This window comes from Homoserinimonas sp., from assembly GCF_056262345.1.
In genome coordinates this window covers 1-12,039 of the sequence record NZ_JBACFR010000077.1, presented here as the reverse complement: position 1 = coordinate 12,039, position 12,039 = coordinate 1, and the positions used below count along the sequence as shown (strand labels likewise).

The window sequence follows — 12,039 nt, the reverse complement described above, 5'->3', positions numbered from 1 at the left end:
CACCCGCGATTGAGAAACACCTAGCTGTCCTTGCGAATCCAGCGAAAGGTGAGCCGGCACGCGATGAGGCCAAACACGAGCCAGAGTGCCGTCACGATCGCTACCCCGGCGAGATCCCATGTGCCGCCCTGCTCGAGCGTTTCGAAGTTTTCGGGCAAGAAGACCGCGCGCATCCCCTGGGCCATCCATTTAAGGGGGAATACGGATGCCACGTTCTGCAACCATTCCGGCAGCATCGAGAACGACAGGTAGACGCCGGAGATGAACTGCAACACGAGGGCGATAGGAATCACCACGGCCGATGCGCTTTTGCCGGTTCGAGGGAGGGCGCTGAGCGCGATGCCGAGAATCGCACTCGTGGACACTCCAAGCAAGAAGACCCACGCAAAGGTGAACCACTTCTCGGATTCTGTGGGGAGCGAGACTCCAAAGACGAGGGTGGCGACGGCGATGAGCAGCGCGGCCTGCAGGATGCTCAGAACGAACACCTGGCCGATCTTGCCGATGAAATAACTCACGACGGGCAGCGGGGAGCCGCCGAGGCGTTTGAGGGTTCCGTCACCCTTCTCGGTTGCGATATCCAGGGCAAGGTTCTGCAGGCCTGTGAGCAGGATGCCCGCCGCCAGCATCGCCGGCAGGTAGAAGGCGGCGGCGCTCACATCGTTGCCGTCAGCATCCGTTCCAAAGCTGGTTTCGCTGAAGGCAACCGAGAAGATCGTGAGCATGACGAGCGGAAAGAGAAAGCTGAAGAACACGGCGTCGCCCTGGCGAAAATAGGCCTTCGTCTCGTAGACGATGCGGCTCAGCCCTAGCTTGAGCGTGCGCCCAGCTGGCAGGGGAGGGGTTGTGATTGTTGTGGTCATGCCGATGCCATCGCTTCTTCGTGGTCGCCAACGAGTTGGAGGTAAACGTCTTCGAGGCTGGGGCGAATGACCTCAAGGCCGAGCGGCTCGCCGCCCTTGGCGAGAGCAGCAACAAATGTTCCCGGTTCCGACGTGCGCTGTTCTCGGCGCACCCCGTTCTCGATCCAGCGCACTACGGGAACACGGGCCTCTTCGCCCCCAATCTCGTCGATGGGCCCGATGTCGATGAGCTTGCCGCCGGCGATCACACCGGCGCGGTCGCCCAGCTGCGCCGCCTCATCGAGGTAGTGCGTTGTGAGCAGGATGGTCGTGCCCTCCGCCTTGAGCTTGCGGATGAGACCCCAAAAGTGGCGGCGCGCCTCAGGGTCAAACCCGGTTGTCGGCTCGTCGAGAAAGAGCAGTTCTGGGCGACCGATGATGCCGAGGGCCACATCGACCCGTCGGCGTTGGCCGCCAGAGAGCCGCCGGATGAGAGAGGACTCTTTGCCCTCAAGGCCAACCGCCGAGATCACCTCATCGACGGGACGAGGGTTCGCATAGAAGGAGGCAAAGTGGGTGAGCTGCTCGCGCACCGTTACGGCACCGGTTTCTCCCGAGCTTTGCAGAACGATGCCGAGGCGCGCCTTCCAGGCGACTCCGCCGTGCTGCGGGTCAACGCCGAGCACGCTCGCGGTGCCGGAGGTTCTATCGCGGTAGCCCTCGAGAATCTCGATCGTGGTGCTCTTGCCGGCCCCGTTGGGCCCGAGCAACGCAAACGTCTCACCCCGGCGGATGTCAAAGCTCACCCCATCGAGCGCGGCGAAGCCCCCATAGTTCTTGCGCAGGTCCCGCACGCTCACTGCACTTTCTGTTTCGGTCATGCACCTATCGTGGCGGTGCAACATGTGCGCCGCCAGCGGCCCACCGGCTGAATCTGCATCCACCGACCGGTTGATGCCTGCGCGTCTCACCGCATCGCGCTGCCGGGCCCCTGCCTCGCCGCCCCCACACCAGGCTCGGCGCCCCCGATACTCCGGGCGCGGCGAGCGGGTTTGGGGCGCGGGGAACGCGCCTCACCCCGCGCCGCGAGCTCACCACCCCGCGCCGCGAGCGCGTTGCACCACGCACGGCAGGTCCTCCCGAGTTGCAGCTCCCGCGTTCTCTCCTCAGTCGCCCTCAGCTGACGCCAGCGGACACCGCATTCGAGTCACAGTGGGGCTGTGGCGTCTCGCGCATACTCAGCCCACGGGCTCATTCTCAGTGGTGACCAACATCGCATCGGTCTCGGCGGCGACGCGCTCCAGCGTGCCGTGTTGCGCGGGGAGCTCGTCCGCCTGCGCCGTGGCGCATACTGCGAGTCTGACCACTGGAATGAGCTCGATGCCCGGCAGAGGTACCTGTTGCGCATTCGAGCGGTAGTCGCGGCGGCGGAGACCCCGCCGGTGCTGTGTAGCTGGTCCGCTGCGGCGGTGTGGGGGATGCCGGTTCTCGACACGTGGCCAGATCTCGTGCATGTGCTTGGTTCACCCGCGGCTGGTGGCAGATCCAAAAACGGGGTGCGGCGGCATCCGGTTGCCAGATTCGATCGGGTGGTGGGGCAGCGACCTTCGGGCGATGGTGTCCCCATCGTCGAGCGCGAGGGATTGCTCATCACGGGGCTCGCGCACAGCACGGTAGACGTTGTGCTCGACTCTGAATTCGCCCCAGCGGTGGCGACAGTGGACTGGGCTCTGGGGAGAAACAATCCCGTGGCTATTGAGTCTGTGGATGTCGAAGCCGAGTTGCGCCGTCGGGCGCCGCGCTATCGGCGATCCCATGCCGCCGCGGTCATCGGATGCGCCACGCGCTTGTCGGACTCGTTCGGGGAGTCGATGGCGCGGGCGGTCATGCTGCAGCTGGGTTTTCCGGAGCCTGAGCTGCAGGTGAAATTCAGCGACATCCACGGCGACATGTTTGTCGACTACTTCTGGCGCGAGCAGGGCATTGTGGGGGAGTTTGATGGTGCAACCAAGTACCTGCAGGCCGGGAACTACGGAACTCTTTCGCCCAGCGAGGTCGTTTGGCGCGAGAAGAAGAGGGATGACCGGCTTCGGCGCCAGGTCTCGACCACAGTACGAATCATCTGGAGCGATGTGCGCAACCCCTCCGCGCTGGAGCGGATGCTCCGCGAGGCTGGATTGCGCCCTGAGCGTGGTCGTCGTCGCGGCTAGGGCTGCGGCCGCTTCTGCGATTCGCAGCATTGTCCCCGCGCCCGAAGCCCGCTCGGCGCCCCACAAGTTGTGGGCGCGGGGAGCGGGCTTGGGGCGCGGCGAACGTTGCGGCTGGGAGGCGGCCGCGCGAGCCCGGCCGCGCGTGTCGAGGCGTCGCGGTAGGCTGGGCCGGTGCAGGAAATTGAGATCGGCCGCGCTAAGCGGTCACGCCGGGTATACGCATTCGATGACATCGCGATCGTGCCGAACCGGCGCACGCGCGACCCGCAAGACGTGTCGGTGTCGTGGTCGATTGACGCGTTCACTTTTGAGACGCCCATTCTCGCGGCTCCCATGGACTCCGTTATGTCGCCGGCTACCGCGATCCGCGTCGGTCAGCTCGGCGGTCTCGGCGTACTCGATCTCGAGGGGCTGTGGACTCGCTACGAGAACCCCGAGCCTCTGCTCGAAGAGATCCGCACCCTGCCCGAAGACGAGGCAACCCGTCGAATGCAGCAGATCTACTCGGAGCCCCTCAAGCCCGAGCTCGTGACGCAGCGTCTCGCCGAGATTCGCGAGGCCGGCGTTACGGTAGCGGGCGCGTTGTCGCCGCAGCGCACGCAGGAGCTCTACAAGACCGTGGTTGCGGCCGGTGTCGACGTGTTCGTCATCCGGGGCACGACGGTCAGCGCCGAGCATGTCTCCCAGAACCAGGAGCCGCTCAACCTCAAGAAGTTCATCTACGAGCTCGATGTCCCCGTCATCGTCGGTGGCGCTGCTGGCTACACGCCCGCCCTCCACCTCATGCGCACGGGTGCTGCCGGTGTGCTCGTCGGCTTCGGCGGTGGGGCGGCCTCCACCACCCGCGCGAGCCTCGGCATTCACGCTCCCATGGCTACCGCGGTTGCGGATGTCGCTGGCGCTCGCCGCGACTACATGGACGAATCCGGCGGACGCTATGTGCACGTCATCGCCGACGGCGGCCTCGGCACCAGCGGCGACATCGTCAAGGCCATTGCGATGGGGGCCGACGCTGTCATGCTCGGCACCACGCTGGCGCGCGCGACGGATGTTCCTGGCGGCGGCTACCACTGGGGCGCCGAGTCGCACCACCTCGAACTGCCGCGCGGCAACCGCGTTGAGGTCGGTCAGATCGCTCCGCTCGAGCAAATCTTCTACGGCCCGTCCGAGACTGCCGACGGCAAGGCCAACCTGGTTGGTGCGCTCAAGCGTTCGATGGCGACAACGGGCTACTCCGACCTCAAAGAGTTTCAGCGCGTCGACGTGGTCGTGGCGCCCTACGTTCCCCACTAACCGCCCAGCGGCGAGCATGCCCATGCACACCCTGTGCCGGTAACATCGGCCACAGGCAACAGGGGAGGCTTTTCGTGGCAGAACAGCTCAAGGGCGGGCGCAAGACGGTAACTCACTCGTCAACGCTCGGCCCGGATGATCGCGCGGCGGCAATCGAATCCCTCAAGACCCGCGAGCTCGATATTTTGGTGATCGGCGGCGGCATTGTCGGCACAGGATGCGCGCTCGACGCGGTCACTCGCGGTTTGAGCGTGGGGATGGTCGAGGCGCGGGACTGGGGCTCCGGCACGTCGAGCCGCTCGTCCAAGCTCGTGCATGGCGGGATCCGCTATCTCGAACAGCTCGACTTTCGTCTCGTGCGCGAGGCGCTCATCGAGCGGGGCCTGCTGTTGCAGCGGATCGCCCCTCATCTGGTCAAGCCCGTGCGGTTTCTCTACCCCGTCCGCAACATCGTCGAGCGTTGCTACGTGGGCGCCGGCATGATTCTGTACGACATTTTTGCCCGCACTGGTGGCCGCCCGCCGGGGGTTCCTCGCCACCGGCATTACACGAAACGTCAGGTTCAGCGCGGCATCCCGAGCCTCAAGAAGGATGCTTTCGCCGGCGGAATTGCCTATTACGACGCCCAGGTCGACGACGCCCGCTACGTGTCGAGCCTGGCCCGCACGGCATCCTTCTACGGAGCCAAGGTCGCCAGCCGCGTTCGCGTCGAGGGTTTCGTCAAGGTGGGCCAGCGGGTTGTGGGTGTCACCGCGCACGACCTGGAGTCGGGTGAGCGTTTTGAGATCCGTGCCCGTCAGGTGATCAACGCCACCGGTGTGTGGACCGATGACACCCAGCGCATGGTGGGTGAGCGCGGCACGTTCAAGGTTCGAGCGTCGAAGGGCGTGCACCTGGTTGTGCCGAGAGACCGGTTCCAATCGAAGGTCGGACTGCTGCTGCGCACGGAGAAGAGTGTGCTGTTCGTGATTCCGTGGGGCCGTCACTGGCTGATCGGCACCACGGATACCAAGTGGGATCTCGACAAGGCTCACCCTGCGGCGACGGCCGCCGATATCGACTACCTGCTCGATCATGTCAACTCGGTGCTTGCGGTTCCCCTGACCCGGGACGACGTGGAGGGGGTGTTCGCGGGGCTGCGTCCGCTGCTGGCGGGGGAGTCGGACGAGACCTCGAAGCTCTCGCGCGAACACACGGTTGCGCACACGGTGCCCGGCCTCGTTGTGGTCGCCGGCGGCAAATGGACCACCTACCGGGTGATGGCCAAGGATGCTGTGGATGCGGCATCCGCAGCTCTCGACGGACGGGTGCCGCGCAGCACGACCGAGGAGATCGCCCTGCTCGGCGCCGAGGGGTACCAGGCCGCGTGGAACAAGCGGGCCAAGATCGCCCGAGCTTTTGGCGTGCACAAGGTGCGCATCGAGCATCTGCTCAACCGCTATGGAACGCTGACGGATGAGCTGCTCGACCTGATCCGTGAGGATCCCAGCCTCAACACCCCGTTGCCCGGCGCCGACGATTACCTTGAAGCCGAGGTCGTCTATGCGGCGTCGCATGAGGGCGCCCTGCACCTGGATGATGTGCTCGCCCGACGGATGCGCGTGTCGATAGAGGCGTGGGACCGTGGCGTTTCTGCCGCCCCCGTTGCCGCGAGGCTGATGGCACGGGTGCATGGCTGGGACCAGGAACGCATCGACCGCGAGGTGTCGCTTTACGTGGCCAGGGTCGCGGCGGAGCGGGCGAGTCAGGAACAACCCGACGACGCCTCGGCAGACCGGGTGCGGCTCGAAGCGCCCGATTACACGGCGCGCTAGCAGTCGGACGCCTGCGCCGCGTCGCTGCGCACCCGCTGGCCCGGCGCAACCCCCAGCGCGCCGCAGCTAGGCTGGTGGGGTGAGTATGTGGGCCGTCGCGAGAAGACCGCGCTGGATTGCCGCGTTGGCCCTGGCCCTCGGCATTGCGGCGGCGTTTGCGGCGCTCGGGCAGTGGCAGCTTGAACGCAGCTTTGCCTCGGGCGACATCGTTACCCGAGAAACCGAGAAGGTCGTCCCGCTCGACGAGCTTGCCCGACCAGGGACGCCCATGCAGGCGGCGTGGGATGGCCAGTTGGTCACCGTTGAGGGCGAGTTCGTGGCGGATGACTTCTTGGTGATCGGCGACCGCTTTCACGACGGAACCCCCGGGTACTGGGTGCTTGGCCACCTCGTCACGACCGAGGGCGTTGGCCTTGCCACGGCTCTGGGCTGGGCCGAGAACGAATCGGATGCTGTCCGCGTCTCCGAGGAGCTGGCCGCAGAGGCCGCTCAGGTCGACGCCAACCGGCAGCTCGTCTCCCTTGAGGGGCGCTATGCGCAGGGCGAGGGCCCGCAGGATTCCGATCTCGAGGGCGGGCGCCTCACGACGGTTTCTCCGCCAGCGCTCGTCAACATCTGGTCGCAGTTCGACGAGGCTGGCACGTTCGGCGGCTATCTCATCGTCGACGAGGCCGTCGATGGCCTGGAATCGATCGATGCCCCGATCCCGTCCGGCGAGGTCGAGATCAACTGGCTCAACATTTTCTACGCCGTCGAGTGGGCGATTTTCGCCGGATTCGCGGTGTTCTTGTGGTGGCGCTTGGTCAAGGACGCGTGGGAGCTTGAGGTCGAAGAGGCTGCGGCTGCCAGCGGCGAGTCAGCACCCAGCGGGGGCGAACTAAACTAGCCCTATGCCTCTCGGTCCCCGTCCTTCCGACGTGCCGCGCATCCGCCGCACTCTCTCCGTTTATAAAGTCTCTTCGTACATCACAGGGTTTTTTCTCATCGCCCTGGTCGTCATGATGATCACCCGTTACGGCTTTGGTGTCGACATCGAGATGAATGGCGATGAGGGCTTCTTAGCCCTCACCCCCAAAGAGGCGATGACGGGCATCAACCTGTCCACAATCATCCTGATGGTGCACGGCTGGTTCTATGTGCTCTATGTCGCCTGCGATTTTGTTCTGTGGCGTCTGCTGCGGTTCTCGTTCGGTCGTTTCTTGTTCATCGCCCTCGGTGGCGTCATTCCGTTCCTTTCGTTCTACTTTGAGCGTTCCGTTCCCCGCTTTGTCGAAGACCGACTCGCGACCGTCCCCGAACCCGCGGAGGTTCCAGCATGAGTGAAACCGAGCAGAGGCCCGTCCTCGTCGTCGACTTTGGAGCGCAGTACGCGCAACTGATCGCGCGGCGGGTGCGTGAAGCATCCGTCTATTCAGAGATCGTTCCTCACACCATCACGGCCGCCGAGGTTGCCGAGAAGAACCCGATCGGCATCGTGCTGAGTGGGGGCCCCTCGAGCGTGTACGAGCCCGGCGCCCCGCGTCTCGACGAGGGAATCCTCGAACTGGGCGTGCCGACACTCGGCATTTGCTACGGCTTCCAGGTGATGGCAACGCAGCTCGGCGGCGAGGTCGCCCACACGGGCGCCCGCGAATACGGTGCGACGGATGTTGTGGTCGCCGGCAACGGCGGCGTGCTTCTTGGGGGCCAGCCTCAGAACCAGACCACGTGGATGAGCCACGGCGACTCGGTCTCCAAGGCCCCCGAAGGTTTCTCTGTTCTCGCCTCAAGCGTCTCGACCCCTGTCGCGGCATTCGCCAACGACGAGCGCAAGCTGTACGGCGTGCAGTGGCACCCCGAGGTGAAGCACTCTGAGTTCGGCCAGCGCGTGCTGGAGAACTTTCTCCACAAGGCTGCGGGTATCGCGGCCGACTGGAACGCCGGCAACGTCATCGCCGAGCAGGTTGCGCGCATCCGCGCCCAGATCGGCACCGGCAAGGTCATCTGCGGTCTTTCGGGCGGGGTCGACTCGGCCGTCGCTGCGGCCCTCGTTCACGAGGCCGTCGGCGATCAGCTCACCTGCGTCTTTGTCGATCACGGTCTGCTGCGCCAGGACGAGCGCCGCCAGGTCGAGGAGGATTACGTCAAGGCGACCGGGGTTCGCCTCATCACGATCGACGCCGAGAAGCAGTTCCTCGACGCCCTCGCCGGTGTGAGCGACCCCGAGCAGAAGCGCAAGATCATCGGCCGCGAGTTCATTCGCACGTTCGAGGCCGCCCAGAAGCAGCTCATCGAGGAGGCCGCAAACGAGGGAGACCCCGTGCGCTTCCTCGTGCAGGGCACCCTGTACCCGGATGTGGTCGAATCCGGCGGCGGATCCGGCCCCGCCAACATCAAGAGCCACCACAACGTGGGCGGGCTCCCCGACGACCTCGACTTCGAACTCGTCGAACCGCTCCGTGCCCTCTTCAAGGACGAGGTCCGTGAGATCGGGCGCCAGCTCGGCCTGCCCGAGGTCATTGTCGGCCGCCAGCCGTTCCCTGGCCCCGGCCTCGGCATCCGCATTGTCGGCGAGGTCACCAAGGATCGTCTCGAACTGCTGCGCCAGGCGGATGCTATTGCTCGCGCCGAACTCACGCTTGCCGGTCTCGACAACGAGATCTGGCAGTGCCCCGTTGTGCTTCTCGCCGACGTGCGCTCGGTGGGCGTTCAGGGCGACGGCCGCACCTACGGCCACCCGATCGTGCTGCGCCCGGTGTCGTCTGAAGACGCCATGACGGCCGACTGGACGCGTCTGCCCTATGACGTGCTTGCCAAGATCAGCAACCGCATCACCAATGAGGTCAAGGATGTTAACCGCGTAGTGCTCGACGTCACGTCGAAGCCGCCGGGAACCATCGAGTGGGAATAACCCGCGGTTGTGAGGGTGCGAACTAGCTGAGCGCCCTCGACTCCAACCCACAAGAAGGGCCGGTGACATTGTCACCGGCCCTTCTGCGCTGTGTCGGATTGCTAGGAGATTGCCGACGCTCGACGCGCGCGGAGCCGCAGGGCGATTCCCGCCGCGAGCAGCCCGATGGCGATGGCTGCGGCCGTGCCCGCGCTATCGGCCCCCGTCGGGGGCAGAATTGCTCGCACCGTGATGTTGTTGGTGGGGGTCATCCCGCTGCGGAGGTCGAACGCGTGGATAGTGTGCACGCCGCCGGTCGCATTGCTCGGAATCGTCACCCGCAGCGTGAACGTGCCGTCGGCATCCGCCTTCACCGTGCCCAGCACGACCGGGGTGGAGTGCAGCTCAAGACGGACATCCCCGCGAGGGGAGAAGCCAGAGCCGGTGAGGGTGACGACCGCGCCGGCATCGACGATGGGTTCGGATGTCGAGAGGCCCGGATTGATGGGTGGCGCGATCGTGAAGAGGGCACCGGTGTTGACGGGGCCCATGCTCGCGTTGATGACTCCGATTTCAGTGGCGAGCGTGGCGGGCGTGGCGGGCGTGGCGTCGTAGGTGTCGAGCATCCAGAGGGTGCTGCCGGCGGTGTCGTAGGTGTCGAGCCATAGGCGGAATGCGCTGTCCTGGACGCCCGCCCAATGGTAGTTGGCCAGTGCTAGGTCGATGACTTCGGTCGCCTGAACGACCAGAGCATCGGGGTCGGCGAGTGAGTAGTACACGGAGCTTTCGGTCATGTACGAGAGATCGCCGTCGGGTGACACCGAGAGCGATCGCGCCCGCAGTTCGGGATCTGAGCCATGCCTGATCGCCAGTGCGTTTGCGGTGTCGACGACACCAGTAGAGAGATCGATGCGAGCGACAAAGTGGATTCCGTCGGAGTCCGAAAGCAGTACCCGCGCGATTCCGAGCGCATCAATCACTGGCGACCACACTTGTTGGAACGAGCCGGTCACGGGGGTGATTGCGACAGCTCGCCCGGTGTCGGGGCGCACGGCGACGAGATCATGCCCGTTGCCGTGAGCGATCGAGTAGATGAGCCCCGTGACAGGGGAGTATGCGGTGCCGTCGATCATCGCCGAAAGGCCGCCGGGAGCCACCGGGGCCCCGATGGCGCTAGCTTCAGCCGTCTGCTGATCGAGCGAGTACAACTGGGCTGTGTCGTAGTCGACAACGTAGAGACCGGGGCTCGCGACGATCGCGGAGGTGTCGGGCACCACCACCAGGGACGACGCCGCGACATCGCTCGACCCAAGTTGGATACCGTCGACCAAGGCGAATCCAAATACCGTGCGGGAGATGAGTCCGGCAAAGTCGATGGCCCCTCCGACCCGATCGACCCCGAGCATCCACGTGGTGGGCCCGTCAGTGTCTGCGCCTGCGATCTCTCCGCCTGTGGCGATGCCGTCCACGAGTTCCGCAATGCCCGCGGTACTCGTGTCGATGCTCCACTCCTGGGCCGCACCCGCCGCGTCTCCGTAGGCGCGCAGCTCACCGGATGCTGTGCTGGCGATAGCGGTCAGGCCATAGAAAGGGTCGCCGCTTTCGTGGGCTTCGAGTGCGTTCGACGCGGCTCCTGTCGCGAGATCCACGTCGTAGATGGTGTCACCGGCCGTCGGGTGATCGATGAGGATGCGGGCCTGCCCGTTGGGTGCGATGTCAAAGCCGACGGCTCGATCGACCTGGCTCGGGCTCAGTGAGATTGTTACTTCGCCATCGCTCAGTCCGGTCGCGGGGTCGACGGAGAGGAGCACGAGTTCGCCGATGGCAGTGGAGAGGAACACGATGATCCGCTTGTGGTCCGCGTCGTAGCCGGCACCGCCGATGACGTCGGTCGCTGAGATCGCTAGCGGGTCTCCGATGACGGTCGCCTGGGCACTTGCTTCGTCGACCAGATACAGCTGGCGCCCTTCGTCGTAGACGTAGACGCCCGGAGTCGGGCTCGTCGTTGTTGAGGCGGCCTGTGCGGTGAGGGGAGCCGTGAGGATCCCGATAGCGCAGGCGAGGGCGAGAATAATCTGCGAGAAGCGGCGCATGGAACTCCTTTGGTTGCTCTCAGCCACTCTGACAGCGCCACCGCGTGGTCGCTACGAAGCGGGCTACCCCAGATCTGGGGATATATCAGAGCCCTCCTGCAGGGTTAACGAGAAGAGGCCCGCCCGGAGGGCCGTCCCTTTCTGCGGTGATGCGGTGTGCTTAGTCGCCGCTCGAGAAGATCGCGGCGAGGCGCAGGATCTCCGTGTAGAGCCATACGACGGTGACCATGATGCCGAAGGCGGCCTGCCAGGCGTAGACGCGCGGGGCACCGCGCTGCACGCCGGTCTTCACGTTCTCGAAGTCCATGACGAGCGAGTACGAGGCCAACAGAACGATCAGGATGCCGAGACCGATGCTGATGATCGGGCTTGCGTCGCGCAGGCCGAACATGCTCTCGGTCGCGCCGAAGGCGACGAGGCCGAAGTTGATGAGCGAGAAGACCGCGTAGCCGACCATTCCGACCAGGAAGATCTTAGTCATCTTGGGGCTGGTGCGAACCTTGCCGTTCAAGAACAGCAGCAGCGTCACGCCGACGACACCGAGCGTGCCGAAGACGGCCTGAGGCACGATGTCAAAGCCGAAGCCCTGGCCGAAGAGGAACGAGATTCCGCCGACGAAGAGGCCCTCGGCTGCCGCGTAGGCGAGCACGAGTCCGCGCGAAGGCTGCTTCTTGAAGATGTTCACGAGAGCGAGCACGAATCCGGCGATTGCTCCGGGGATCATGAGCAGCGGAACATTCCAGCCGATCACGGCGGTGGCCACGAGCAGGCCGAACCCGATGAGGGTCTTGACGATCGTGTCTTCGTACGTCATCCGGTCGGTGTCGACGGGCGTTGCAGAAGGACGGCCGTACATGGCATCGAGTTCTTCGCTCGATACCGGCTTGTTAAAGTCAACGGCTTTGGCGCCGGCGGCAA

The 12,039-nt window shown here is 65.2% G+C and carries 10 protein-coding genes; 6 read left to right on the top strand and 4 right to left on the bottom strand.

The window, feature by feature from the left end; all coding sequences use genetic code 11:
• Positions 1–20: 20 nt before the first annotated feature.
• Together AC062T_RS03910 and AC062T_RS03905 are read right to left on the bottom strand one after the other, a co-directional pair.
• Positions 21–863, bottom strand: a complete 843-nt coding sequence (locus AC062T_RS03910) for an ABC transporter permease (protein WP_476027581.1) — start codon at positions 861–863, stop codon at positions 21–23.
• Positions 860–1,723, bottom strand: a complete 864-nt coding sequence (locus tag AC062T_RS03905) for an ABC transporter ATP-binding protein (protein ID WP_476027579.1) — start codon at positions 1,721–1,723, stop codon at positions 860–862. Before AC062T_RS03905 ends, AC062T_RS03910 begins: the two co-directional genes overlap by 4 nt.
• A 339-nt stretch (positions 1,724–2,062) precedes the next feature.
• Here AC062T_RS03905 and AC062T_RS03900 point away from each other — a divergent pair, with 339 nt between their 5' ends.
• The 6 genes from AC062T_RS03900 (at position 2,063) to guaA (ending at position 9,049) form a co-directional block, all read left to right on the top strand.
• Positions 2,063–3,052 (top strand): hypothetical protein, encoded by a 990-nt coding sequence (locus tag AC062T_RS03900; protein WP_476027577.1) that lies wholly within the window; start codon positions 2,063–2,065, stop codon positions 3,050–3,052.
• 171 nt (positions 3,053–3,223) lie between these two features.
• Complete coding sequence (locus AC062T_RS03895; RefSeq protein WP_108997876.1) at positions 3,224–4,345, top strand: GuaB3 family IMP dehydrogenase-related protein; 1,122 nt, start codon at positions 3,224–3,226, stop codon at positions 4,343–4,345.
• A gap of 74 nt (positions 4,346–4,419) precedes the next feature.
• Positions 4,420–6,159: a glycerol-3-phosphate dehydrogenase/oxidase gene (locus AC062T_RS03890; RefSeq protein WP_476027575.1), complete on the top strand. Its 1,740-nt coding sequence runs from the start codon at positions 4,420–4,422 to the stop codon at positions 6,157–6,159.
• Positions 6,160–6,244: 85 nt separating this feature from the next.
• Positions 6,245–7,045, top strand: coding sequence for an SURF1 family protein (locus tag AC062T_RS03885; RefSeq protein WP_476027583.1), 801 nt, complete (start codon positions 6,245–6,247; stop codon positions 7,043–7,045).
• Between the two features lie 4 nt (positions 7,046–7,049).
• Positions 7,050–7,478, top strand: coding sequence for a DUF3817 domain-containing protein (locus AC062T_RS03880; RefSeq protein WP_476027573.1), 429 nt, complete (start codon positions 7,050–7,052; stop codon positions 7,476–7,478).
• Positions 7,475–9,049, top strand: coding sequence for a glutamine-hydrolyzing GMP synthase (guaA, locus tag AC062T_RS03875; protein WP_476027571.1), 1,575 nt, complete (start codon positions 7,475–7,477; stop codon positions 9,047–9,049). Before AC062T_RS03880 ends, guaA begins: the two co-directional genes overlap by 4 nt.
• A 101-nt stretch (positions 9,050–9,150) precedes the next feature.
• Here guaA and AC062T_RS03870 read toward each other — a convergent pair whose 3' ends face one another.
• Both AC062T_RS03870 and AC062T_RS03865 read right to left on the bottom strand, forming a co-directional pair.
• Entirely contained in the window at positions 9,151–11,121 is a 1,971-nt protein-coding gene (locus AC062T_RS03870) for a hypothetical protein (RefSeq protein WP_476027569.1), read from the bottom strand.
• 160 nt (positions 11,122–11,281) lie between these two features.
• Positions 11,282–12,039, bottom strand: a 758-nt coding sequence (locus tag AC062T_RS03865) for a Bax inhibitor-1/YccA family protein (RefSeq protein WP_476027567.1), incomplete at its 5' end; no start/stop codon positions are given.

Bases quoted from the DNA above. Each gene is read 5' to 3' on its own strand.
- AC062T_RS03910 (WP_476027581.1), bottom strand. From the start codon at position 863: ATGACCACAACAATCACAACCCCTCCCCTGCCAGCTGGGCGCACGCTC.
- AC062T_RS03905 (WP_476027579.1), bottom strand. From the start codon at position 1,723: ATGACCGAAACAGAAAGTGCAGTGAGCGTGCGGGACCTGCGCAAGAAC.
- AC062T_RS03885 (WP_476027583.1), top strand. From the start codon at position 6,245: ATGTGGGCCGTCGCGAGAAGACCGCGCTGGATTGCCGCGTTGGCCCTG.
- AC062T_RS03880 (WP_476027573.1), top strand. From the start codon at position 7,050: ATGCCTCTCGGTCCCCGTCCTTCCGACGTGCCGCGCATCCGCCGCACT.
- guaA (WP_476027571.1), top strand. From the start codon at position 7,475: ATGAGTGAAACCGAGCAGAGGCCCGTCCTCGTCGTCGACTTTGGAGCG.
- AC062T_RS03870 (WP_476027569.1), bottom strand. From the start codon at position 11,121: ATGCGCCGCTTCTCGCAGATTATTCTCGCCCTCGCCTGCGCTATCGGG.